Origin of the sequence: Bartonella sp. MU70NMGDW, assembly GCF_042194085.1 — a bacterium.
Lineage (GTDB): Bacteria > Pseudomonadota > Alphaproteobacteria > Rhizobiales > Rhizobiaceae > Bartonella > Bartonella grahamii.
Map to the genome: position 1 here is coordinate 1 of NZ_JBHIMK010000017.1, position 24,555 is coordinate 24,555.

Annotated in this window: 21 protein-coding genes; 3 read left to right on the forward strand and 18 right to left on the reverse strand. The window is 39.2% G+C overall.

The features are described from left to right. Positions 1-11: 11 nt before the first annotated feature. The 4 genes from ACFIKE_RS03000 to ACFIKE_RS03015 all read right to left on the reverse strand — a co-directional run bounded on the left by ACFIKE_RS03000 (position 12) and on the right by ACFIKE_RS03015 (position 4,530). Entirely contained in the window at positions 12-875 is an 864-nt protein-coding gene (locus ACFIKE_RS03000; RefSeq protein ID WP_375625613.1) for an NlpC/P60 family protein, read from the reverse strand. Positions 876-1,032: 157 nt separating this feature from the next. Beyond that, positions 1,033-2,406, reverse strand: coding sequence for a M17 family metallopeptidase (locus ACFIKE_RS03005; RefSeq protein WP_375648362.1), 1,374 nt, complete (start codon positions 2,404-2,406; stop codon positions 1,033-1,035). Positions 2,407-2,419: 13 nt separating this feature from the next. Then, the gene (gene coaA / locus ACFIKE_RS03010) at positions 2,420-3,418 is read right to left on the reverse strand and encodes a type I pantothenate kinase (RefSeq protein WP_375625617.1); all 999 of its coding nucleotides are present in this window, start codon (positions 3,416-3,418) and stop codon (positions 2,420-2,422) included. Positions 3,419-3,540: 122 nt separating this feature from the next. Continuing rightward, entirely contained in the window at positions 3,541-4,530 is a 990-nt protein-coding gene (locus ACFIKE_RS03015; protein WP_375626744.1) for an asparaginase, read from the reverse strand. A 220-nt stretch (positions 4,531-4,750) separates the two neighbouring features. On the opposite strand from ACFIKE_RS03015, the gene hslV reads away from it, so the two are divergent. Both hslV and hslU read left to right on the forward strand, forming a co-directional pair. Continuing rightward, positions 4,751-5,332, forward strand: a complete 582-nt coding sequence (gene hslV, locus ACFIKE_RS03020; protein WP_012754621.1) for an ATP-dependent protease subunit HslV — start codon at positions 4,751-4,753, stop codon at positions 5,330-5,332. Next, on the forward strand, positions 5,333-6,643 hold the full coding sequence (gene hslU / locus ACFIKE_RS03025; protein WP_375648363.1) for an ATP-dependent protease ATPase subunit HslU: 1,311 nt from the start codon (positions 5,333-5,335) through the stop codon (positions 6,641-6,643). 18 nt (positions 6,644-6,661) lie between these two features. Here hslU and ACFIKE_RS03030 read toward each other — a convergent pair whose 3' ends face one another. The 3 genes from ACFIKE_RS03030 to rpsO all read right to left on the reverse strand — a co-directional run bounded on the left by ACFIKE_RS03030 (position 6,662) and on the right by rpsO (position 10,444). Continuing rightward, on the reverse strand, positions 6,662-7,657 hold the full coding sequence (locus ACFIKE_RS03030) for a class I SAM-dependent methyltransferase (protein ID WP_375648364.1): 996 nt from the start codon (positions 7,655-7,657) through the stop codon (positions 6,662-6,664). A 72-nt stretch (positions 7,658-7,729) separates the two neighbouring features. Continuing rightward, positions 7,730-9,925 (reverse strand): polyribonucleotide nucleotidyltransferase, encoded by a 2,196-nt coding sequence (gene pnp / locus ACFIKE_RS03035; protein ID WP_375628537.1) that lies wholly within the window; start codon positions 9,923-9,925, stop codon positions 7,730-7,732. 249 nt (positions 9,926-10,174) lie between these two features. Further along, complete coding sequence (gene rpsO / locus ACFIKE_RS03040) at positions 10,175-10,444, reverse strand: 30S ribosomal protein S15 (RefSeq protein ID WP_005774142.1); 270 nt, start codon at positions 10,442-10,444, stop codon at positions 10,175-10,177. A gap of 314 nt (positions 10,445-10,758) precedes the next feature. Between rpsO and ACFIKE_RS03045 the strand changes: the two genes are divergently transcribed. Then, a complete protein-coding gene (locus ACFIKE_RS03045; protein WP_375648365.1) occupies positions 10,759-12,387 on the forward strand; it encodes an MFS transporter in 1,629 nt (542 codons plus the stop codon). A gap of 464 nt (positions 12,388-12,851) precedes the next feature. On the opposite strand, the gene truB is transcribed toward ACFIKE_RS03045, so the two are convergent. From truB to ACFIKE_RS03100, 11 genes are all read right to left on the reverse strand, one after another. Then, positions 12,852-13,814 (reverse strand): tRNA pseudouridine(55) synthase TruB, encoded by a 963-nt coding sequence (gene truB, locus ACFIKE_RS03050; protein WP_375648366.1) that lies wholly within the window; start codon positions 13,812-13,814, stop codon positions 12,852-12,854. Positions 13,815-13,818: 4 nt separating this feature from the next. After that, positions 13,819-14,226 carry a 30S ribosome-binding factor RbfA gene (gene rbfA / locus ACFIKE_RS03055; protein WP_273787793.1) on the reverse strand — a complete coding sequence of 136 codons (408 nt, stop codon included), beginning with the start codon at positions 14,224-14,226 and terminating at the stop codon, positions 13,819-13,821. Between the two features lie 122 nt (positions 14,227-14,348). Beyond that, on the reverse strand, positions 14,349-16,871 hold the full coding sequence (gene infB / locus ACFIKE_RS03060) for a translation initiation factor IF-2 (protein WP_375648367.1): 2,523 nt from the start codon (positions 16,869-16,871) through the stop codon (positions 14,349-14,351). Next, entirely contained in the window at positions 16,868-17,503 is a 636-nt protein-coding gene (locus tag ACFIKE_RS03065; protein ID WP_375648368.1) for an RNA-binding protein, read from the reverse strand. The genes infB and ACFIKE_RS03065 overlap by 4 nt, the downstream gene beginning before the upstream one ends. After that, entirely contained in the window at positions 17,504-19,135 is a 1,632-nt protein-coding gene (gene nusA, locus ACFIKE_RS03070; protein ID WP_375625637.1) for a transcription termination factor NusA, read from the reverse strand. A gap of 47 nt (positions 19,136-19,182) precedes the next feature. Continuing rightward, complete coding sequence (gene rimP, locus ACFIKE_RS03075) at positions 19,183-19,833, reverse strand: ribosome maturation factor RimP (protein WP_375626871.1); 651 nt, start codon at positions 19,831-19,833, stop codon at positions 19,183-19,185. A gap of 127 nt (positions 19,834-19,960) precedes the next feature. Further along, positions 19,961-20,662, reverse strand: a complete 702-nt coding sequence (locus ACFIKE_RS03080) for a tRNA (guanine(46)-N(7))-methyltransferase TrmB (protein WP_375626763.1) — start codon at positions 20,660-20,662, stop codon at positions 19,961-19,963. After that, complete coding sequence (metK, locus tag ACFIKE_RS03085) at positions 20,659-21,927, reverse strand: methionine adenosyltransferase (RefSeq protein ID WP_375648369.1); 1,269 nt, start codon at positions 21,925-21,927, stop codon at positions 20,659-20,661. The genes ACFIKE_RS03080 and metK overlap by 4 nt, the downstream gene beginning before the upstream one ends. Positions 21,928-22,057: 130 nt before the next feature. Continuing rightward, a complete protein-coding gene (locus ACFIKE_RS03090) occupies positions 22,058-22,471 on the reverse strand; it encodes a helix-turn-helix domain-containing protein (RefSeq protein WP_375648370.1) in 414 nt (137 codons plus the stop codon). A gap of 148 nt (positions 22,472-22,619) precedes the next feature. Next, positions 22,620-24,254, reverse strand: a complete 1,635-nt coding sequence (lnt, locus tag ACFIKE_RS03095; RefSeq protein WP_375625643.1) for an apolipoprotein N-acyltransferase — start codon at positions 24,252-24,254, stop codon at positions 22,620-22,622. Continuing rightward, positions 24,217-24,555: transporter associated domain-containing protein (locus tag ACFIKE_RS03100; protein WP_375648371.1), on the reverse strand; the 339-nt coding region annotated here is incomplete at its 5' end. The genes ACFIKE_RS03100 and lnt, both read right to left, overlap by 38 nt.

The window sequence follows — 24,555 nt, forward strand, 5'->3', positions numbered from 1 at the left end:
GGAGGCATGTATTAAGTTTCTTGCATTGGACGACGTTTTGCGATGGGATATTGATTTTTTTTAGCGATACGCGTAATTGCCTCTTCCAGTGGCTCGATCATAACGTCCATGGAAAAACCATTTGCATGAATAATATTTTCATGATCAACCATAATAGCAACATGATCTTTCCAAAAAATTAAATCGCCTCGTTGAAGTTTATCAGTATCTGTAAGAGGACTGCCTATAGTTTCTTGCTGCATATCGGTGTCACGTAAAACTATTTGATCGGTCATCATCATAGAGAGTTGAATGAGTCCCGAACAATCAATTCCAAAACCGCTGACACCACCCCAAAGATAAGGTGTACGGATAAAGGTTTCTGCAACTGTGACATAATCTTCGTATACACGTCCAATGGGGCTGAGATGGCTTGTAATGATTGCTGTTCCATTTTCAAGAATAGAATACATTGTGTCACGGACTTCAATTTCATCAACAACACTGACTTTGCTTCCCATAGATAATGGGGACACTATTGGTCCACGTAAGTCAGCGTGTAAATATTTAAATGTACGTGGTACTGAAACTATATGCGTTTGTTTTATAGTTGATGTACAAAGGGCTGTTGTATCAATATAACCAACATAACCATCTTTGAGGGATTGTCCCCACGACATCGTTTCCCCTTGTTCAAAAATGAGAAGTTCTTCTCCCAATAAGCATTCTGTTTGTCTTTCACTTTTTTTACTATTTTCTTTAAAAAGTCCAGCGACCGCTGTATTAACACGTCTTTTTTCACCTTGAACAAAGCGCTGGGCTGTAATTTCTGTTTCAAGACGTTGATCTGCTAGATCATTTCTGAATGCATAAAGTCTTGGGTCTTTAGAGATCATCTTTTTGCTTCCATTTTGTTACTTCTTACTTTTAAACAAACTCATGAAAACTCTATTGGTAAGGTTTTTATCCTCAAACAAAACTAAGAACACAGTTTAAGACGATTGCAATTATTCTTTAAGATGCAAAATTGTCTATCTTTGTGGATATTGTGTGTCAAACTTCATTTTTAAATATATTATAAAGGGCACGAATAGTTTGTGCTGATCCACCAATAGGGTATCCTGGTTTTTCTTTTGGAACCCATCCATAAAGGTCAAAATGCGCAAAATGTTCAGCTTTTTCAACAAAAGAATTAAGAAATAAAGCAGCCGTTATAGAGCCAGCAAAGCTATTTCCAGTTACATTGTTAAGATCAGCAATTGGTGATGATAACATCTCTTGATAAGGTTTCCAAAGGGGCATTTGCCAAAGAGGATCAAAAACAGCGTGAGCAGATTCAGAAATTTGTTGTGCCCATATTGAATCATTACAATAAAATGCGGGAAGATCTGGTCCTAATGCTATACGCGCTGCCCCTGTTAAAGTAGCCATACACAGCATGAATTGTGGACTTTCTTCATCACCATAGGCGAGCGTATCGGCAAGGACAAGTCGTCCTTCAGCATCTGTATTACCTACTTCAACACTTAAGCCTTTACGACTTTTTAGAATATCACCTGGTCGGTAAGCATTCGCAGAAATTGCATTTTCTACAGCTGGAATCAAAACACGTAGACGGAAAGGCAATTTGGCATCCATGATAAGTTTAGCCAATCCCAAAACGTTTGCTCCACCCCCCATGTCTTTTTTCATAAGCAACATGTTATTGGCTGATTTAATATCGAGCCCTCCCGTATCAAAAGTTACCCCTTTTCCTACCAACGTTATTTTAGGATGATGTTCTTTCCCCCAGTGTAGCTCAATCAGTCGCGGTGCAGTACTGCCTGCTCGTCCTACGGCATGAATCATCGGAAAGTTATGGGTTAAGAGATCATCTCCACAAATACTTTGGATATGAGCACCGTAGATTTTTCCTAGTTTTCGTACTTCTTTTTCGAGAGCATCAGGGGTCATATCATTGGCTGGAATATTGATGAGATCACGGACGAAAAAGACAGCTTCATAAATTCGTTGGAGTTCATTAAGATCAACGGCCTCATTGACATGGATAGACAATGATTTGAAAGAGGAATTTTGATGATAGCGATTAAATTGATAGCTACCGAATGCTAATCCAAGATAGGCATTTATTTCATCAGAGGTTGTACCTTCTAAATGCCATTGACCAGCAGGAAGTTTTTGAGCAAGCAGTCCTGTGATAAAGGGATCGTTCCCATTGCCAATTCCAAATAAAACTTTTTTTAAATGCCCCGTTTCATGAGGAACAAAGAGTATTTGTCCTGCTTTACCAGTAAAGTCATTAACTTTTATCCATGCTGTTGTTGACGCATCAAGTGATAAGTTGGCAAGAGTTCTTTGGTTTACCAAGATGATAGGGCAACTGTTATCAATACGCGTTGAGGTAAAATGAATGTGATAGTGCTGCATAGTTATGAGATCCTTATAGTCGTCTAAGTGCGACATACTCGACCAAATGATTTTTTCCTTTTCGTAGAATGAGATTGGATCGTGGTCGTGTTGGCAATATATTTTCTTGTAAATTTTTTAAATTAATTGTTTGCCAAAGATCCTCAGCGATTTTTGAGGCTTCTTTTTCACTGAGCTGGGCATAACGATGAAAATAGGATTCAGGATTTTGAAAAGCTGTTTTACGCAAACGTTTAAAGCGTTCCAAATACCAGTGACGAATGACTTCTGTTTCGGCATCGACATAGATTGAAAAATCAAAAAAATCTGATACGAAAGGAATAGCTTTCCCATCTTTAGGAAGATCACTGACCTGTAATACATTAATACCTTCAACAATTAAAATATCAGGACGATCAATGGTAATTGTCTGATTTTCTAGAACATCATAGGTCATATGTGAGTAAAGCGGGGCACGAACATTTCCGATACCTGCTTTTATAGCCGAAAGAAAGCACAGCAATTTCTTAATGTCATAGGAATCAGGAAATCCTTTACGATTCATACGATTTTTTTGCTGTAAGATTGCATTAGGATAGAGAAAACCATCCGTTGTGATCAGATCAACTTTAATGCTAGATGCCCATCGTTTCAACAGTTCTTGAATAATGCGAGCCGTGGTTGATTTTCCTACTGCTACAGAACCAGCAATTCCAATAATAAAGGGCGTTTTTCTACTCTCTTCTTGATGGAGAAACTGCTGACGTTTGTGAAAAAGTTCCTGTACTGCTTCAACATGGCATGCTAACAGACGCGATAAAGAAAGATAAATGCGTTGGACTTCTTTAAGATCGATAGGATCATCAATAGAGCGCAAACGCTTAATTTCATCAAAAGTCAAAGTAAGAGGTGTGTCTGCGCGAAACTCTGACCATTCTTGTGCAGTAAAAACACGATAGGGTGAATATCGGTCAGAAACGCATTTGACCAGATTATCTTCCTGATTAATTTTTTGTATAGTCGTATCAATCATTTGTATTGGACGAGAATTTTTTGCCGCAGCAATCGATTAAAAGTGGACAAGATGAGCGGCTTGATTTTCAAATAAATTTTGTTTTGCATGCTCTCTTCTTTAAGATAATAGATCATTTTTCATTAACTTATAGTCCAGTCATTCCAGTTTGCACGGATTTGTGCTAATGAGTGCCCTTGCGATAAAAACGCCCATAAAAGTAGACGCGCCTTTACGGCTGATAAATAACCAGACATGAGAGCACCAGAAGCAATCATATCGATTTCTGAGCCTTTATAGCCATAAGTTATACGAGTTGTTGAGCCATTACAACAACGACTAGCAATAATGATTGGTATTTTTTGTGCATATTGTTGCACAAGGTCGGCTTCTTGAAAACTACAGTGTCCTGCACCAAAACCAGCAATAACAACTCCAGCATAATACCCACTTTCAAGGCATAGTTTCATTAATTGTGCATCAGATGATAAAGAGGAATAGAGGAGTGCAATTTGATGATCGTGGTTTTGGGGGAGATCAAACGTTGTCGGAAAAAGTTTTTGATCATTGAAATAAATAAGTTTTCCCTCTAAAATAGTTCCTAAAATACCTACAAGACCTGATTGAAATGTTTCGACTTTGACGGTATGGCTTTTATAAAGCCAATAAGGTGAATGAATTGTATCATTTATGACAACAAGAACGCCCCTGTTACGACTTTGTGGAGCTGCTGCGACACGAGTGGCTGCTAAAATATTGGCTGGGCCGTCCGCACCTGCTTCATGAGGCATGCGCATAGCGCCGGTTATGATGAGTGGTTCAGCTTCCTTCCAATAAAGAGAAAGAAAAAAAGCTGTTTCTTCCAGAGTATCAGTCCCTTGTGTTAAAACAATACCTTCTGCACCAGCGTTTATTTGTTGTTTTGCCCACTCGATTATTTCAAAAAGAATTTGAAACGATAAAGATCCACTTGGTATTTGCATTAATGTTTGTGCATGAATATCAGCAACGTTATTTAAATCAGGAACACTTTTTATGAGGTTATCTGAAGTTAAAGTCGGTTGCATGTGACCAAAACGATCAGCAGTCATTGCAATTGTTCCACCTAAGGTCCCTATGGCTATTTTTTTCATAATTTTCCTCTAAAAGGCACAAACTGTTTATATAAAGCTATTTAGCAGTAATTTACATTGACAACAATGATATCATTTTTCCATTTTCAACAAATTGAGTTATGCTGAATCATTGTGTTTTGCTGTATATGTTCTTAAATAGGACAATAGTAGTTGAGTTTTACATTGTATGAAAAGAAATCAATATTAAAAAGTAAAGTTAATATTAAGGAGTCTCCTTATGACAGAACATAAGCCAGACATAATGTATGGTACAACAATTATTACGGTACGAAAAGGTGGAAAAGTCGTGATGGCCGGTGATGGTCAGGTCTCTCTTGGGCAGACAATTATGAAAGGTAATGCACGTAAAGTGCGTCGTCTTGGAAAGAACGGAGTGGTTATTGCTGGTTTTGCTGGTGCTACGGCAGATGCTTTCACATTACTGGAAAGATTGGAAACAAAGCTTGAACAATATCCTGATCAGCTTATGCGTGCCTGTGTAGAACTTGCAAAAGATTGGCGAACAGATCGCTATTTGCGTCGTCTCGAAGCAATGATGCTCGTGGCTGATAAGAAAGTAACTTTGGCTCTAACAGGGCTTGGTGATGTATTAGAACCAGAGGATGGGGTTATGGCAATTGGCTCTGGAGGAAATTTTGCTCTTTCAGCAGCGCGTGCACTCATGGATTTGGACTTGGATGCAGAAACTATTGCTCGTAAAGCTATGGCTATTGCCGCTAAAATTTGTGTTTACACCAATGATCATTTTACGATTGAAACATTGGATGCAGAATTATCTTCTTTAGAGAAAGCTATTTAAATGTGTGTTGTATTTTCCCCTCGTGAGACTGTTTCTGAACTTGATCGTTTTATTATTGGCCAAAATGATGCCAAACGCTCTGTAGCTATTGCACTGCGCAATCGGTGGCGTAGGCAACAGCTTGAGGAGCCGATGCGTGAAGAAGTTATGCCAAAAAATATTTTAATGATAGGGCCAACAGGTGTTGGTAAAACTGGTATTGCACGTCGATTAGCAAAACTTTCTGGAGCACCCTTCGTTAAAGTAGAAGCGACTAAATTTACTGAAGTTGGTTATGTGGGACGTGATGTTGAGCAAATTATTCGCGATCTTGTTGAAATTGCCATTTCTCTTGTGCGTGAAAAGAAACGGGATGAAATAAAAGAAAAGGCTCACGTGAATGCTGAAGAGCGCGTTTTAGACGCCCTTGTTGGTAAAACAGCCAGTCCCGCTACCCGTGATAGTTTTCGCAAAAAATTGCGTGAAGGTGAATTGGATGAGAAAGAGATTGAAATTGAAGTCGCTGATAATAATAGCAATAGTGCTTCAACCTTTGATATTCCTGGTATGCCTGGGGCACAAATGGGTATTATGAATTTATCAGATATTTTGGGCAAAATGGGCAGTCGTACAAAAGTCCGTAAGACGACAGTAAGGGATGCTTTTAAGCCGCTCATTGATGATGAATCTGAAAAACTCCTTGATCAGGATCAAATTATTCAAGAAGCGCTTCGTGTTGCTGAAAATGACGGGATTGTTTTTATTGACGAGATTGATAAAATTGCAACTAGGGATGGTGGAGCTAGTGCTGCGGTTTCGCGTGAGGGCGTTCAACGTGATCTTTTGCCTTTGGTTGAAGGAACAACGGTTAGTACAAAATATGGGCAAATCAAAACAGATCATATTCTTTTTATTGCCTCAGGTGCATTTCATGTTTCTAAGCCATCTGATTTATTACCGGAACTTCAAGGACGTTTGCCCATCCGTGTGGAGCTCAACCCTTTAACAAGAGAAGATTTACGGCGCATTCTAACGGAACCAGAAGCTAGTTTGATTAAACAATATATTGCTCTTATGGCAACAGAAGAGGTTCATTTGGAAATTACCGATGATGCAATTGATGCTTTAGCAGATATTGCTGTAGATTTAAATGCAAGGATTGAAAATATAGGGGCACGTCGTTTGCAAACAGTGATGGAGCGCGTTTTGGATGAAATTTCTTTCACGGCACCTGATAAAGCTGGAACATCGTTTACAATTGATGCCGCTTATGTGAGAAAATCTATTGGTGAGCTTGCTGCTGATATCGATCTTTCACGTTTTATTCTTTAGAGTTATAGCTTGTTCTGTTTATCTGCGTGCTTCGATAATTTTGAAACCATGGGCTTGTTCATGTATCAACACTGTGCGGAAAATATTTTTTAATAATGTTTCATAAGGCAGGTGGCGGTTTGCAACAAAAAGCAGACTGCCGCCTGGTTTTAGGCACTTTTCAGCATTTATAATAAAATTTTTTCCTAATGAAATATCTGTCGTTTGTTGCGTGTGAAAGGGTGGGTTTGAAATGATGGTGTCATACAGATTTGTGATAGGTTCATGCACAAGGTCGTGCCAATAAAAATGAATTGAAAAAGGAGCTGTTATGGATTTAAGGTGCTGTTTTGCTGCTCTCAAAGCGTTATAGTCTGCTTCATAAAGGTCGAGAGCGGTGAGTTTTTCACTTCTTTCAAGCGCAACGTGAGAAAGATAGCCCCATCCAGCACCAAAATCAGCCGTTTTTCCAGAAATAACTTTGGGCATATAAGAAGCAAGTGCAGCGGATCCCGGATCAATACGTCCGTGTGAGAACATACCAGAAGTGGTTTGAAATTTACCAAAAGTGAGCGATGGTGAGCGCAATTGTGAAACGTTATGTCTCTCAATTTGTTGAGGAACTTGCAACCAAAATACAAGACCATGATTTTTAGACAATTTGTTGGTGATAGGAACAATCGTTTTGACCCACTTCATCATTGAAGCAGCACCAGCAGTTTTATTCCCACTGATTACAATCCATCCATTGGGTTTAACGCATTCTAATAAATCAAAAAAACAATTTTGGTTAAAACCACGATATTTGCTCAAATGTAAAAATGCACCATCATAGCTGAAGGTTTTATCTATTTGGGGAGAGCAGTGAAATTGAGTATCGACAAATTTTAAAAAATCTGGTCGCCAAGGCGTAATAACTTTTAAATTATGTGCCCATTCTGGAGCTGGGATTTCTGTTAAACCGAAACTTAACCAACATTGGTTTGGATCAGGATATGGGAGTTCATGATTTTCAAAAGGCAAAAATAATAACACATATGACTCTTTCAAAGAAAAATGCCACTCCAATGTTGGGATGGCATTTCATGATACGATAAGAGGAAAAACTTACTCTTCTTTTTTCTTACGGCGGCGCTTATTTTCAGGTTGTTTTTTTTCATCCACGCACTTTTCTTCATTCATCGCTTTATCACCGGTGATTTCCTTTCCGGTTTTTTGATCAACAACCTTCATTGATAACCGAACTTTTCCACGCTCATCAAAGCCCATTAATTTAACCCAAACTTTGTCACCTTCCTTCACAATATCGGTTGTTTTGGTGACGCGTTCTGATGCAAGCTGAGAGATATGAACGAGTCCATCACGAGAACCAAAGAAGTTTATAAATGCACCAAATTCTGCAGTTTTCACAACTGTTCCTTGGTAGACAGCACCAACTTCAGGCTCATCGACAATAGAATGGATCCAGCGTTTTGCTGCTTCAATGGTTTTAGCATCAGCAGAAGCAATTTTAATGGTACCATCATCTTCAATATTAATTTTTGCTCCAGTTTGTTCCACGATTTCCCGAATAACTTTACCACCAGAGCCGATAACATCACGGATTTTATCGACAGAAATATTCATAACTTCGATTCGTGGAGAAAATTCACTCAGCTCAGCACGTGCACTGGTTAAAGCTTTCGCCATCTCATTGAGGATATGGATTCGTCCACCTTTGGCTTGTTCAAGCGCGATTTTCATAATCTCTTCGGTAATACCATCAATTTTGATATCCATTTGCAAGGCAGTAATACCATTTTCTGTTCCTGCAACTTTAAAATCCATATCTCCAAGATGATCTTCATCCCCTAAAATATCAGACAGAACAGCAAAGCGTTCTCCTTCTTTAATCAAGCCCATAGCAATACCAGCAACAGGGCGTGCTAGAGGAACGCCGGCATCCATGAGAGCAAGTGAGGTCCCACAAACCGTTGCCATAGAAGAAGATCCATTGGATTCAGTGATTTCTGAGACAGCACGAATGGTATAAGGAAAAGATTCTTTCGTTGGCAACATGGGGTGAATTGCTCGCCATGCCAATTTGCCATGTCCAATTTCACGACGACCAGGAGAACCAAGGCGTCCCGTTTCACCCACTGAAAATGGTGGAAAATTGTAATGGAGAAGGAATGTTTCCTTATACATTCCCGTTAAGGAATCAACATATTGTTCATCTTCACCAGTTCCTAGTGTTGCAACGACAATAGCTTGTGTTTCTCCGCGGGTAAAGAGTGCTGATCCATGTGTGCGGGGTAAAATACTTACTTCTGATTGGATAGGGCGCACGGTAGAAAGATTGCGTCCATCAATCCGCTTTTGGGTATCAAGAATATTCCCGCGAACAATTTTTGCTTGCAACTGTTTAAATACGGTTGCAATTTGATCTGCACTAAACTTACAGTCTTCTTCTGTTTCGGGCATAAATTTATTGAGGATTTCTGTCTTTAGTGCATCAATTGCAGCATAACGTTCTTGCTTATCAGTAATTGTGTAAGCCTTTCGTATATCCTGTTCTGCCATTTTCTGCATTGCTTTTTCAAGTTCAGAAAGATCTTCAGGAACAAAATCACGAGGATCTTTTGCAGCAACTTCAGCAAGCTTTATAATGGCATCAAGGACAGGTTGAAGGCCTTTGTGACCAAACATCACGGCACCCAACATGATATCTTCTGGTAACTCTTGTGCTTCTGATTCAACCATCAAAACAGCACTTTCTGTTCCAGCAACAACAAGATCAAGTTTTGATTCGGGCATTTCATCGATATGAGGATTGAGAACATATTGTCCATTACAATAGCCAACGCGGGCACCAGCTATAGGCCCCATGAAAGGAACACCTGACAGGGTCAATGCAGCAGAAGATGCAATCATCGCAAGGATATCGGGATTATTTTCGAGATCATGCTGTATAACGGAAACAATAACTTGTGTATCATTTTTATACCCCTCAACGAAAAGGGGACGAATTGGGCGATCAATCAAACGTGAAACCAAAGTTTCATTTTCACTTGGTCGACTTTCACGTTTTAAATAGCCTCCAGGTATTCTACCAACAGCATAGGATTTTTCTTGATAATTAACAGTGAGTGGAAAAAAATCCTGGTCTGGTTTTGGACTTTTGGCTGATACAACGGTTGCTAAGACAATAGTTTCTCCATAGGTAGCAATCACTGCACCATCAGCTTGACGTGCTATTTTCCCTGTTTCAAGGGTGAGAGGACGCCCAGCCCATTCAATTTCTATCTTGTGCGTTTTGAACATTTTTTATCCTTAATGACCAGTGTTTAAATCTTTGATTGCTCACATTCTGGTTTTGCGTAGCATATTTCCAAGCTCTGGGTGGACAACATACTTTTTATCTTTGTTACGAGAAGAGAGAAGTAAACTGCCTTAAATGCGAAACGATGAGCAGTCCTATCCCATAATAACTTGCCAGTTTTTAAATTTTTTAATTAAAAGCAACACGTTGAAAAAATAGGTGGTTTTTTTAACACCACCACCATTTTTCTTTTAGCGACGCAAACCTAACTTCTTGATAAGTGTCTGATAACGATTTTGGTCAACTCCTTTAAGATAATCAAGAAGGCGCCGACGTTGAGACACCATCTTCAAAAGACCACGACGAGAATGATTATCCTTTTTGTGAGATTTAAAGTGGTTTGTTAAATTAGAAATACGTTCAGAAAGTACAGCAATCTGTACTTCTGGTGATCCTGTATCACCAACTTTATTTGCGTATTCTGCGACAAGAGCTTGTTTACGTTCAGCTGTAATCGACATCGTATTATCCTTTCCAAAAACGAAGAAACATAAAGTCACCCATAGCCGAGATGTCGTTCAGCAAGGGTCTGTGAGGAAGCAAGAAAAGTCTAAGACTCTTACCTGTTTTCGTCCTTATATAGGAAAGAAGGTTAAAATACTAGTCCTTGACAGCATTTTGAATTCTTTCTTTAAATAAAAGCTTTTGTTTTGAAATATTGATTTAAATAGAGTTTTATGAGAAGTTTTTTAAAGAATTATGCATCCTTTTGATACAAAGATTATGAGCGCGTGCGTGGTAATAAAAGTGATAAATACCGATTTGGAGGAAAAAGATGCAGAGCATTTCAACATTAAAACTTTTTCGTAATTCGGTATTTCGAAATTTATGGTCATCTACTCTTATTTCTAATTTAGGAGGGCTGATACAGGCTGTTGGAGCAGGGTGGTTAATGGCGTTGATTAGTTCTTCGCATTCCATGGTTGGGCTTGTTCAAAGTGCCACAACATTACCACTTGTTATGTTTTCTTTGATGGCAGGGGCATTAGCGGATAATTTTAATCGGCGTCAAATTATGTTGTGTGCGCAGATTATGATGATGGTCATATCCATGAGTTTATCTGTTTTGGCCTATATGGGATTTCTAACACCTTGGCTTTTGTTATGTTTTACGTTTTTGATTGGATGTGGCACAGCTTTTTATAATCCTTCTTGGCAAGCAACGATAGGAGATATTGTGAGCAGGGAAAATATTCCTGCTGCTGTTAGTGTGAATAGTGTAGGCTTTAATTTGATGCGGAGTGTTGGTCCTGCTATTGGCGGTGCCATCATTGCAACTTTGGGGGCATCTGCTGCTTTTTTGTTTAATGCTATAAGCTATATTCCTCTTATCGGTGCGTTATTTTTCTGGAAGTCGAATTATAAAAAAAACTCATTGCCACGAGAAAGGCTGTTAGGAGCTGTCTCAGATGGTTTGCGTTATGTTGCGATGTCACCTAATCTCCTGAGTATTATGGTTCGAGCGTTCCTTTTTGGTATAGGAGCTATTTCTATTTTAGCACTTTTGCCAATTGTTGCGCATAAAGTTCTTGGAGGAAGTGCCCTTCTTTATGGTACATTGCTCGGTTGTTTTGGATTAGGAGCCATGACAGCGGGTATTATTAATGCAGTTGTACGGCATCATTTTCGTTCAGAAACAATTATTGCAAGTGCATTTATTGGTTTCGCCTTTTCTTGCTTTTTATTGGGAATCAGCCGTTCACTAATTATAAGCCATATTGCTTTATTTCCTGCAGGTTTATGTTGGGTTTTGGCATTATCATTGTTTAATACATCTGTACAACTCTCTACACCACGCTGGGTTGTTGCACGTTCTTTAGCACTTTATCAAACGGCGTCTTATGGGGGGATGGCTATTGGAAGTGCAATCTGGGGAGGCTTAGCTGATGGTTATTCTCCAACAATTGCTTTGAGTATTTGTTCTCTATTCTTGATTTTTGGTGCTCTTGCGGGGGTAAAATTTAGAATTCAAGAAATTCCTCAGATAGATTTAAATCCTCTTGATCATTTTAGAGAGCCGGAATTATTACTCGACCTCAAAGCAAGGAGTGGCCCGATCATGATAATGATTGATTATCAAATTCATGAAAATGATCTCGAAGAGTTTCTCAAAGTGATGACGCGTCGACGCCATATCCGGTTACGTGATGGTGCGCGTCAGTGGGTTCTTTTACGAGATCTTGAAAGACCTGAATATTGGACAGAGGCTTATCATATGCCGACATGGGTAGATTATTTACGCCATAATCATCGTCGTACAAAAGCGGATGCAGAAGTCAATAAGCGTTTGCGTCATTTAAATTGTGCTCCTAACGGCATAAGAGTGCACCGTATGATTGAACGCCAAACAATACCCCAAGCCAATGAGATGCTTTTAAAAGCCTCCTCTGATCATCTCCCTTAGGGTTAAAACAGTTTTTGTAAAATATTAAATACGTTAATATTATTTCGATCGATTTGTTAGCATAATCATAACAAAAAATTGCTGTTTAAGTGGTTAATAAATTGATTTATAATGATTATTTGTCGTTTTTCATGTTGAGTGATAGTCTTAAAAATCTCAAGCTTTTCTCGTTTCAAATCTATTTAGAGTAAATCAGTCTAAATCTTCGCTTGCACATTACAAATGAGGGTTAAAGTGTGAGTAAAAAACGATTGAATAAGAAATAAAAAGCCTCTTATGAATCCTTTCAAACGCAAGGATTGTTCCGACATTAAGAGGAAAAAGTGTGTGGTGGTGTTAGCTTATAGCACTGACTTAAATTTTGATATGAATACGGTAAATATAGACAATGAAAAGCACCATATTTTTCTTAATTGATAAAGAAAAATATCTTTCCGCAAAAGGTGGTTGTGGAAAATAATCGATTAAATTGTGAAAATCCGCTTCGGTTTAAATAAACTTTTGTCGAGGGTGCCAATGGCAAGAAGTTGTTCCTTATAGAGGACAAAAATCTCATCTTCGTCAAGAGGTACTTTGTGATGACTTAAGAGGATAGAATGGCCTTTTATAACTCTCTGCGCTTGAGTTTCATTAAGGATATAGTGAGGGAGGCAATCCAATGCGGCGCTTGTTTCAATTAAGAGCTCATCAAGTGTTGTGAAGTTTTTTTCAAAAGAACGATTATTCTCATCTGTAGTGTTTTTATTTAGCGGAATGGCCGCTTTTAGTTCGTCCCATGTAATGAGATCTTCTTCATCAAAAGGTGCGACGGAAATACGTCTTAAATCAGCAATATGCCCATAGCAACCTAGATCACGTCCCATATCGCGTGCTAAAGAGCGCACATAAGTTCCTTTTCCGCAGGTTATTTCAAAGACAGAGTGCTCTTTGGTAGGCATTTCTAATAATTTGAAAGTTTCTATTTCGACTTCACGGGGCGGAATTTCAACAACTTCTCCTTCACGGGCTAAATCATAGGCACGATTTCCGGCAATTTTGATTGCTGAAAATTGTGGAGGTGTTTGCAAAATAATACCTGTATATTGAGGAAGAAGAGCAAGTATTTCTTCTTGTGTTGGACGTTTGAGAGAAGTTTTCGTTATTTCGCCCTCTAGATCATCTGTTGAACGCTCTTCTCCCCAAGCGATATGAAAACGGTAAGTTTTTTTGCCTTGCATTACGTAAGGGACGGTTTTGGTTGCTTCGCCCAATGCAATGGGAAGGAGACCAGAAGCAAGAGGATCAAGCGTACCCGCATGTCCTGCTTTTTGTGCATGAAAGAGCCATTTGATTTGTGAGACAGCTTCTGTTGATTTCATTCCTTTTGGTTTATCAAATATGACCCAGCCAGAAACAGGACGCCCTTTTTTTTTGTGTTGCCGCACCATATCTTTAATCCTCATCTTTATCACTATGGTGAAGATCGCGTGCAACCTCAGGCGAGCGAAGGAGGGCATCAATTTTTGAAAAATTATCAAAACTATTATCAAGTCGGAAACGCAGTTCTGGCATATATTTCATTTGTCGCAACGCGTGACTGATTTCTCCACGGAGAAAACGACTATGTTTATTGAGGGTATCAACAACATCGGTATGAGAAGCATTTTTAAGAGTGCTGAGAGGTGATACAAAGCAAGTAGCAATTTTTAAATCTGGTGACATGCGTACTTCAGAGACAGAAATAACAATATCTTTCAAGATATCATCAAGCAAAATATCACGCTGTAATATATGCGCTATTGCATGACGTACTTGCTCTGCTACTCTAAGTTGCCGTTGTGAGGGCTTTGCATTTTTCATCAAAGTTTTATCCTTGCTACAAGATCTCTTTTTTTAACCATTTAGATAAGGAAAAAGAGATATTGTGTATAAAACCTAATAACTTTCTTCATTTTACAACAGAGTAAAGTTATTGGATTATTTTATAATGTGCGATTAATATGTTCGATACGGAAGATCTCAATGATGTCTCCTGCGCGCATGTCTTCATAATTTTCAAAGGCTATTCCACATTCTTGACCACTTTGCACTTCATTGACTTCATCCTTAAAGCGTTTGAGTGTTTTCAGCTTTCCTTCGTGAATAACGATATTATCGCGGATAAGGCGAACACCGGCTCCTCGTTCTATTTTACCTTCTGTAACACGACATCCTGCAACTTTTCCAGTTTTTGTAATGTTAAAGACTTCTAGAATTTCAGCATTACCAAGGAAAGTTTCACGCTGTTCTGGTGAGAGTAATCCAGACATGGCAGCCTTAATATCGTCAACAAGATCATAAATGATGTTGTAATAACGAATTTCAATTCCTTGTGTTTTAGCAAAATCACGTGCTTGCTTATTGGCTCGAACATTAAAACCAATTACAGCAGAATTAGAAGCTTCCGCAAGAGAAATATCACTTTCGGTAATTCCTCCCGCACCAGAATGTACAATACGCGCACGAACCTCATCATTTCCGAGTTTTTCCAATGCTGAAGCGATTGCTTCAATTGATCCCTGCACATCCCCTTTTATAATAAGAGAAAATTCCTTAACACCTATCGTTTGCAATTTTGTCATCATCTGTTCAAGAGAACCACGCGAACCAGTTTGCCGCGCAACAGCTTTATCACGTGCTAATCGTTGACGGTATTCAGAAATTTCACGTGCCTTTGCTTCATGCGTAACAACAGCAAAACGGTCACCAGCTTGAGGTGTTCCCTGCATGCCCAAAATTTCAATCGGTGTAGAGGGGAGCGCTTCTTTAATATGGCGACCATGGTCATCAATCAAAGCACGCACACGACCCCATTCATTTCCGGCAACTATAATATCAGAAGGGTGTAATGTACCTTTTTGAACAAGAACTGTTGCAACAGATCCACGTCCGCGATCCAATTTGGCTTCAATGATAACGCCCTCTGCAGTTCGTTGAGAATCTGCTTTCAGATCAAGCATTTCAGCTTGAAGAAGGATAGCTTCGAGAAGTTTATCAAGATTTTGACCAGTTTTAGCAGAAACTTCAACGTCCAAAGTTTCTCCGCCCATAGTTTCAACAAATACTTCATGTTGTAAAAGTTCTGTACGCACTTTTTGTGCATTCGCAGCTGGTTTATCAATTTTGTTGATAGCAACAATGATAGGTACACCAGCGGCTTTCGCATGATTGATTGATTCAATCGTTTGGGGCATAACACTATCATCAGCGGCTACAACGAGAACAGCAATATCGGTAACACGAGCTCCACGTGCACGCATAGCCGTAAATGCAGCATGTCCTGGTGTATCAATAAAGGTAATTTTTTGACCGTTTTGTTCTACTTGATAGGCACCAATATGCTGCGTAATACCTCCTGCTTCGCCAGAAACAACATTTGCTTTACGAATAGCATCCAAAAGAGAAGTTTTTCCGTGGTCAACATGGCCCATAATGGTTACAACAGGAGGGCGCTGCTGCATGTTTTGAGGATTATCTGTTATATTAAAGATACCTTCCTCTACGTCAGATTCTAAAACACGTTTAACAGTATGGCCAAATTCAACAGCGATGAGTTCGGCAACATCTGCATCAATAACATCGCCAGGTTTCATCATTTGTCCTTGTTTCATCAAGAATTTAATCACATCAACAGAACGCTCAGTCATACGTTGTGCGAGCTCTTGAATGGTAATCGTTTCAGGAAGAACAACTTCGCGAGAAATTTTTTCTCTTGGTTCTTGATTTTGTGCACGCTTAAACTTTTCCTGTCTACGCCGCATTGCAGCCATTGAGCGTCCACGTGCGCTTCCTTCTTCATCCAGTGCACTATTCAGAGTTAGCTTTCCGCGTCGCCGCTCATCAGCTCCTTTGACAACTTTTGGTACACGTATTTCTGATTTAGCAGGATTAGCACGTCGACTATGCCGTTCTTCCTCTTTATTTTCATCTATTTTGCGTTTTTCAACCACGGTTGTGTTTTTAGGCGCAATAGGAATAGCTGTCTGTTCAATGAGAGGGGGAACAGGTGGAGTCTGTATTGGTGATATTTCTTCTTCTTCTTGTTGGAGATGTATTTCTTTTTCTTTAATTTCTTGCTGTAAAATTTCTTCACGCTCTTTAGCGCGTCTTGCTTCTTCTTCGGCTTGTTCTCGCGTTATTCTTTCTTGGATATGTGCTTCTTCTAACGCGCGAAGTCTCGCTTCCATTTCAGTCGATGAAAGATTGCTTTTGGCCACAGATTCTTGAGGTTTTTTCCTCTCAAAACGCGGTTTAGAACGCTGGGAGGCCACGTGCGGCTTTGTAATGGGCTGCAGGGTTTCAGCTTTTTCATCAGGTCGCGTAATTTTACGCCGTTTGGTTTCGACAACGACAGCCTTCGTACGGCCATGACTAAAATTTTGTTTGACCGTGCTCGTTTCCAAGACAGACCTCTTGAGAGTTAGTGTCTTCTTGACTGTTGTTTTGTCGTTGTTATTTTCACTCATTGTATTTCCTTCACGGCTTGTGCCGTCATCTCACTAGGCTTACTATGCTTGTCGTCACGATAGCTGATCAATTTATATGTCGTTTTGAGAAATCCTTCGGCAGCTTTTGTATCCAATAAGGCCGCGTGCATTACAGGATTAGAGCCAAAAGCCACTCGCATTTCATCACTTGTAAATAAAGATATGGTTTTTATAGTCCGATTTGTTTGTTGTTGTATTGAATGGATGGCCTGTGCAATTTTTCGTTTCCCATCATCTGTTGTTTCTTTAGCATGAAGTACAAGAATAACTTTACCAGATCGGATAGCAGCATCAACCTTTGTTGCTCCCATAACAATTGCTCCCGCTTTTCGTGCCATGGAAAGGCTTGAAAGAGCGGCTTTTAGTAAAAGCGTATCAACAACATGCACAAGATTTGGCGCAACCTCAACATCTGTTTTAAAATTTCTATGAAAAGCTTTCTGTTTGATTGCTTTCTCAATAATAGCGTGATGGGCAGAAATCCAAACGCCACGCCCTGGTAAATTCGCTTTAAGATCAGGAACAATTTGGTTATTGGGACCAATAACAAAACGGATCAGCGTTTGTGCTGAAGCATTTTTTCTGGTCACAATGCAAGTCCGTTCATTCATTTAAAGTGTATCCACATCCAAATCATCTGTTTTTTCATTTTCTGCAGAATTTTCATCTTCTACAGGATTTTCTGTAACAAGATCAGCTTGGTCTATCCAGCCTGCTTGTACACGTGCGGCTAAAACCATAGCTTCTGCATCCGCGCGTGTAATGTCAAAAGGGGTTAAAATACCAGAAAAATTCTGTGTTTGACCTTCTTTGCGTTCTCTCCAACCAGCTAAATCATCAACGGCATAGCCAGCAAAGTCTTCTATTGTTTTTACACCATCCTCACCTACAGCAACCAACATAGCACTTGTCATTCCAGGAAGTGTTCGCAATTCGTCAGAAACTCCGAGCTTTTTGCGTTTTTCATCGAGTTCTTTTTCTTGATGATCAAGATATTCTCGGGCACGACTTTGGATTTCAGCGGCGGTATCATGGTCAAAACCATCAATAGAAGCGATCTCTTCAAGATCAATATAGGCGATTTCTTCAATAGAAGAAAAACCCTCTGATGCCATAACTTGTCCGATCATTTCGTCAACCTCTAAGGCTTCCATAAACAATTTACTCCGTTCAGTAAATTCTTTTTGACGATTTTCAGATTCTTCCTTTTCCGTTAAAATATCAATGTTCCATCCTGTTAGTTGCGAAGCCAAGCGAACATTTTGTCCACGTCGTCCAATAGCAAGGCTAAGTTGATCATCTGGCACAATAACTTCAATCCGTTCAGCATCTTCATCAAGGATGATTTTAGAAACTTCAGCAGGTTGCAGTGCATTAACGACAAATGTTGCCGCATCAGGCGACCAAGGAATAATATCAATTTTTTCGCCTTGTAATTCAGCAACAACAGCTTGTACACGACTTCCTCGCATTCCAACGCATGCTCCAACAGGATCAATGGAACCATCGCGTGAAACAACGGCGATTTTAGCCCGTGAACCTGGATCACGAGCAACAGATTTGATTTCTATAATACCATCATAAATTTCTGGCACTTCCATAGTGAAAAGTTTTACCATAAATTGGGGATGTGTGCGTGAAAGGAAAATTTGCGGACCACGCGTTTCACGGTGTACATCATTGACAAAAGCACGAATACGATCTCCATAGCGGAATGATTCACGAGGAATTAATTCATCACGGCGCACAATAGCTTCACCACGTCCGAGATCAACGATAACATTACCATATTCCACACGCTTAACTGTACCAGAAATAATTTCACCAACTTTATTTTTGAATTCTTCATATTGCTGATCACGCTCTGCGTCGCGTACTTTTTGTACAATAACCTGTTTAGCAGATTGTGCTGCGATACGTCCAAAATCCATAGGAGGTAAAAGATCAGCAAAAAAATCACCAATTTTTGCTTCTGCTTGATGTTTAAGAGCATCAGACAAAGTAATTTCCGTTGTATAGTCTTCAACGACATCAACGATTTTAAGCAGGCGCTGTAATTTAATTTCACCTGTTTTAGAATTGATTTCAGCACGGATATTTGTTTCTTGACCATAACGAGAACGTGCTGCTTTTTGAATAGCATCAGCCATCGCAGAAATGACAATTTCACGGTCGATTGACTTTTCACGTGCAACAGCATCTGCAATTTGCAGAATCTCAAGCCTGTTAGCGCTTGTAGCCATCAATTTTCTCCTTCTTTGTGCCACACGATGGGTATTTCCCAGTGATATTATTTTTTGAAATTGAGCGTCTGTATAGAGTCGTTAGCTTTCTCTTCAGCAATGAATTGTTGACCTAACTCTTTATTTTTTTTCAATGCATCGCGAATAAGCTCATCGGTAAGCACTAAATGCGCATTTATGATATCACAAAAGGAAATAGGGGTATACATGGCTTCTCCATAAGCAGCTTTATCAGTGTTTAAAATAAATCCATCTTGCGTGATATTTGTAAGTGTCCCGCGAAATTTTCGGCGCCCATCAATTGTTATTTTGGTTTCAATTTTTGCAAGATGCCCTTGCCAATGAAAAAAGTCAGATTTTCTTACCAATGGACGATCAATTCCAGGTGATGAGATTTCTAAATGATATTTGCGTTCAATAACATTTTGTACATCAAGGAGGGGGGAAACAGTTCGACTAACAGTTTCACAATCTTCTACGGTCATAGAACCATCGGCACGTTCAACCATAATTTGAAGTGTTAAACCATTTTGACCAAGAAGTTTCACACGAACCAAACGAAAACCTAAAGGTTTAAGTAGTGGTATGACAAGAGCAGCAACCTGTGCTTCGATACCATCTTCTTCAAACAGGCGTGGTTCGTCAAGATTGCTTATTTTTTCAGCTTCGTTCATACATTTTATCCAAGTTGGTTTCATCAGTTTTATGATATTAAAAAAGAGCGGGTCCAACGGCCCACCCTTCATCATAAGACCAAGAATTTAACTATTGATACTCTTAAATTCAAAATTTTTCAAGTTGTTTATGAGAAAAGCGCTTGATCATTTATTTCTTGATAAAGGTAAGATAGGCAGGTGTTCGTCCTTCGCGTAAAGCTTTTGCTTCATAGCGGGTTCCTTTCCATAGTGGATAAGGGAGTTTCCAGTCTTGAGGGCTTTCTGCTTTCCATTCAAAGTGATCATGTTGTGCACAATGGTACAAAGTCCAGTTTACATAACTGTCTATATCGCTAGCAAAGCGGAATTTTTTGCCTGTTTTAAGAACGCGCGCAAAACGATTAAGATTTTTTATGTTGATGAAGCGTCGTTTCCAATGCTTTTTTTTAGGCCATGGATCAGGGTAGAAAAGGTCTATTCCATCGAGTGATGCATTTGGGAGCCAATCAAGGAGGCGTGTAGCATCATCATCATAGAGTCGGAGATGATTTTGATGCTGTGCATGCTGTTCAAGAGACATTAACATTTTTGCCATGCCATTAATGAAGGGCTCGATGCCAATAAAACCGGTTTGTGGAAAATATTCCATTTCATGAAGTAAATGTTCACCTCCACCAAAGCCGATTTCAAGTCGAATTTCTCTTACTTTGCTTGAAAATAAGGATGTAAGGTTTGAGGGAGGAGGGACATTTAAATCAATGTTAAGAGTTGGGAGAAGCGTTTTTATACGGATAAGCTGACAGTTTCGTAATCGTTTTCCTTGTCGGCGTCCAAAAAATGCTTCACTCTTGCGTGTATTATATTTAATCATGGAATTTGGATCATTGTTTGAAGGGTTTTCACGAGATCAGTTTTTTCCCATGAAAACGAACCATCGTGTTTTGGTTTTCGCCCAAAATGACCATAGGCAGCTGTTTTCGCATAAATAGGTTTATTGAGGTCAAGATGTTTTCGAATGCCGGTAGGTGAAAGGTCCATTATTTTGCGAATGGCTTCTTCAATAACTTTTTCATCGACTTTTCCTGTTCCATGAAGATTAAGATAAATAGATAAAGGTTGTGCAATACCAATTGCATAAGAGAGTTGAATGGTGCATCGCTCTGCTAAATGAGCCGCAACAATATTTTTAGCCAGATAGCGTGCCGCATAGGCTGCAGAACGATCAACTTTTGTTGTATCTTTTCCTGAAAAAGCACCGCCTCCATGGGGTGCTGCGCCTCCATAAGTATCCACAATAATTTTGCGTCCTGTTAATCCGGCATCGCTTTGAGGACCACCAATGACAAATTTTCCTGTTGGGTTAATATACCAACTGCATTGAGCTGCAATGGGAATGTCATGTAAAGCTTGACGAATGTAAGGTTCAACCACTGTACGTACCTTGTTGGAATCCCAGCTTTCATCGAGGTGCTGAGTTGAAAGAACAATGGATGTGACCTCTATCGGTTTTCCATTTTTATAGCGTATGGTTATTTGGCTTTTAGCATCTGGTCCTAATTTTCCAGCTTCTCCCTCTCCTTTATGACGGGCTGCGGCAAGAAGTTTGAGAATTTTATGCGCATAATAAATTGGCGCAGGCATGAAATCAGGTGTTTCACGGCAAGCATATCCAAACATGATGCCTTGATCACCTGCTCCTTCTTCACCATGCCGATCCGTAGCATTATCAACCCCTCTTGCTATGTCAGCTGATTGAGGGCGCAAAAGAACATCAATTTTAACAGTTTTCCAATGGAATCCTGCTTGTTCATAGCCAATGGTCCGAATAGCACGGCGCGCTGCTGTACGAAAACGCGTAGGATTAATGAGTGGAAAGCCAGTTTCATCATAGATAAATTCTTTATTTTTATCTTTTTTTAATAGCGTATCGGGGACACGCACTTCACCAGCGATAACAACACGGTTGACACTGACGAGAGTTTCACAGGCAACGCGTATTAACCATGGATCAGTACCAGTCTTTTCAGCTTCTTTATAGATCATATCAACGATTTCATCGGAAATACGATCACAAATTTTATCAGGATGTCCTTCCGATACCGATTCGCTCGTAAAAAGATAATCTTGATGCGGCATAGGAACTCCTTCAAAAAAGAAAATCAACGATTTAATTAATTGCTTACTAAAGTTGTCACGATCTGCTAATTCTACAGCAAATCGTCAATGAAAATTTATATGAATAAAAGAGAAAAGATATAATTTAAATTTATAGCTTATTTGTCAAATCTTCCTCAGAAAGTGCTTTTGCCAAATCAATAATTTTTCGACGCACTTTAGCATCAGATATATTTGTAAAAGCGCGCATGAGCTGAATCCCTTCGCTGCTAGAACAAAAGTCTATAAAATTGTGATCATTTTCAGAAAAACCCTCTACTTGTTGGGAGGTAATACCTTTATCAAAAAAGTAAGAAACAGGAACATCCATAATTTCCGCTATCGCTTGAAGACGACTGGCACCAATACGGTTTGTTCCTTTTTCATATTTTTGGATTTGCTGAAAAGTAATTCCTAATTTTTCACCTAGTTTCTCTTGAGTGAGTCCTAAAATATTACGACGTAAGCGGATACGAGTTCCAACATAGATATCTATAGGGTCAGGTTTTTTTCTAGTTTCGGTCATAATGCAACTCTTTATTTCCAGCACTTTTACTCTAAACCAACATCATATTTATGCGCAGCTGATTTATCATATAATTAAAATAATATGTAATATTTTTTCCCAATATTACTGGTAAACGCAACATAATACCGTACAAAGGGCACTTGAATCATTTAAGCTGTTTTGTAGAACCAAAACCAACACGACACAATAGCATAAGGATGAATAAGATAAAAGTAGAGAAAGTTCTGTATTCATTGCTTCCTATAGGGGTAATGGATGATGGAACTTGTGAATCAATAATGCCCACAGCATTTTGTTGAAGAGCTACAACGATTCGTCCATAAGAATCAATAACAGCTGATATTCCGTTATTGGCTGCTCGTATGAGGGGGATTCCGAGTTCAACGGCACGAAGTTGTGCTTGTTGAAGATGTTGATAGGGTCCTGGTGTTACACCAAACCATGCATCATTTGTAATATTAATAATTGCTTGAGGCGGGGAGCCTTTAAAAGTCATTTCATGAGGAAATATTGCTTCATAACAAATCAAGGGTAGATAAGAAAATCCGTTTGGCATTGTAACAATTTTGCGCACACTTGCAGCACTATATCCACCAATATTATCGGCAAGGGTACGCAATCCAATTTTTTTCAATAAATTCTGATAAGGAAGATATTCACCAAAAGGAACCAAATGAAGTTTATCGGAAGTATTTAAAATATTACCTTGAGCATTAATGACTGCAATTGTATTAAAATATTGTGTTTGGGAATGAGGTAGATCATTGCTGGCTCGTATTGCTCCGATAATAGCCCATTGTTTAGGTTTTAAAAGAGAGGCAATGCGCATTGTGATAGATGAGTTATCATAGAGAAGGTAAGGAACGGAAGCTTCGGGCCATACGATAAAATCGGGTTCTGAATTTTGATCGGTTGTTGGCATTGCACTTAGATTCATGTGCGCTTCCAACATAGCTTCTCGTGTATTATCACGCAATTTTATATTTTGTTGGATGGAAGGTTGAACAATGCGCACCCAATAAGAACTTTTTTGATTTTTAGCTGTGTTTTCTATAGTATGAAGACGATAAAACCCAAAACCACTGTGAATGAATATAAGTGATAAGCAAAGAGAGAGTGCCACTTTCTTTTTTTCATTTGTTAATAAAACAGTTGGCAAACTGTAGGCTAAGACAGCAAGAATATTCATTCCGTAAAGTCCCACGATTGCATCAGATTGCATGAACATTGGGGTTGGCATGGCTGTATAGCCAAGAGCATTCCATGGAAATCCTGTGAATAAAAACGCACGCAACCACTCGGACAATCCTAATGCAAAGGCTAAAACAAAAAAGCGTGCTATTCCTTTTGTCCATAATAAACCGACAATGAAACCAGAAAAAAACCAATAAAGAGAAAGGTAGAGTGGAGGAACTAAAATGGCTAATGGGACTGCCCAACCAAAAGAATCTGGATCTGTTAACAAAGCATTGCATAGCCACCAAAGTCCGCAAATAAAATAACTAAAACCAAAGGTTCCACAGCTTAAAGCGTAAGTAAAAAAATGTTTTTTATTGTTTTTTGCGTCCCGTATTGAGTCCAGCAAAACAATAAAGAGAGGGAAAGTTAAAAAGCAAAGAGGTGTCAAATAAAAGGGTGGAAGTGCAAAAGAAGTAAGAGCACCACAGAGAAATATCCATGCTTGGCGCTTCCAACCGGTAACAGAGGACAAAAAAACGATAAAATTGTTTAAAAACGCTGGACTATTCTTTAGGGATGACATTGTTCTCAAGATTCTCATTTTTTGGAATGCGAAAAATACGCAATCGCTTAATCCGGCGTTTATCAGCTTCTAAAATACGAAATCTATAACCAGGTACAGCTTCGACAATTTCACCTTTGGCAGGAATGCGATCAAGAATGGAGACGATCAAACCACCAATCGTATCAACATCATCACCATATTCCCCTACGATAAAATCAGGACCAAGAGCTTTCTCCACATCTTCTAGTTCAGTTCTTGCATCAACGAGCCATTTATTGTTTGGTTCACGTACGATAGCATTGTCGACATTATCATGTTCATCTTCGATATCACCAAC

Bases quoted from the DNA above. Each gene is read 5' to 3' on its own strand.
- nusA (WP_375625637.1), bottom strand. From the start codon at position 19,135: ATGGCTACAAGCGCTAACAGGCTTGAGATTCTGCAAATTGCAGATGCT.
- ACFIKE_RS03080 (WP_375626763.1), bottom strand. From the start codon at position 20,662: ATGATTAAATATAATACACGCAAGAGTGAAGCATTTTTTGGACGCCGA.
- metK (WP_375648369.1), bottom strand. From the start codon at position 21,927: ATGCCGCATCAAGATTATCTTTTTACGAGCGAATCGGTATCGGAAGGA.
- ACFIKE_RS03090 (WP_375648370.1), bottom strand. From the start codon at position 22,471: ATGACCGAAACTAGAAAAAAACCTGACCCTATAGATATCTATGTTGGA.
- hslV (WP_012754621.1), top strand. From the start codon at position 4,751: ATGACAGAACATAAGCCAGACATAATGTATGGTACAACAATTATTACG.
- ACFIKE_RS03015 (WP_375626744.1), bottom strand. From the start codon at position 4,530: ATGAAAAAAATAGCCATAGGGACCTTAGGTGGAACAATTGCAATGACT.
- lnt (WP_375625643.1), bottom strand. From the start codon at position 24,254: ATGAGAATCTTGAGAACAATGTCATCCCTAAAGAATAGTCCAGCGTTT.
- rimP (WP_375626871.1), bottom strand. From the start codon at position 19,833: ATGAAACCAACTTGGATAAAATGTATGAACGAAGCTGAAAAAATAAGC.
- rpsO (WP_005774142.1), bottom strand. From the start codon at position 10,444: ATGTCGATTACAGCTGAACGTAAACAAGCTCTTGTCGCAGAATACGCA.
- infB (WP_375648367.1), bottom strand. From the start codon at position 16,871: ATGAGTGAAAATAACAACGACAAAACAACAGTCAAGAAGACACTAACT.
- ACFIKE_RS03000 (WP_375625613.1), bottom strand. From the start codon at position 875: ATGATCTCTAAAGACCCAAGACTTTATGCATTCAGAAATGATCTAGCA.
- ACFIKE_RS03045 (WP_375648365.1), top strand. From the start codon at position 10,759: ATGCAGAGCATTTCAACATTAAAACTTTTTCGTAATTCGGTATTTCGA.
- coaA (WP_375625617.1), bottom strand. From the start codon at position 3,418: ATGATTGATACGACTATACAAAAAATTAATCAGGAAGATAATCTGGTC.
- ACFIKE_RS03005 (WP_375648362.1), bottom strand. From the start codon at position 2,406: ATGCAGCACTATCACATTCATTTTACCTCAACGCGTATTGATAACAGT.
- pnp (WP_375628537.1), bottom strand. From the start codon at position 9,925: ATGTTCAAAACGCACAAGATAGAAATTGAATGGGCTGGGCGTCCTCTC.
- ACFIKE_RS03065 (WP_375648368.1), bottom strand. From the start codon at position 17,503: ATGAATGAACGGACTTGCATTGTGACCAGAAAAAATGCTTCAGCACAA.
- hslU (WP_375648363.1), top strand. From the start codon at position 5,333: ATGTGTGTTGTATTTTCCCCTCGTGAGACTGTTTCTGAACTTGATCGT.
- rbfA (WP_273787793.1), bottom strand. From the start codon at position 14,226: ATGAAAAATGCAAAGCCCTCACAACGGCAACTTAGAGTAGCAGAGCAA.
- truB (WP_375648366.1), bottom strand. From the start codon at position 13,814: ATGGTGCGGCAACACAAAAAAAAAGGGCGTCCTGTTTCTGGCTGGGTC.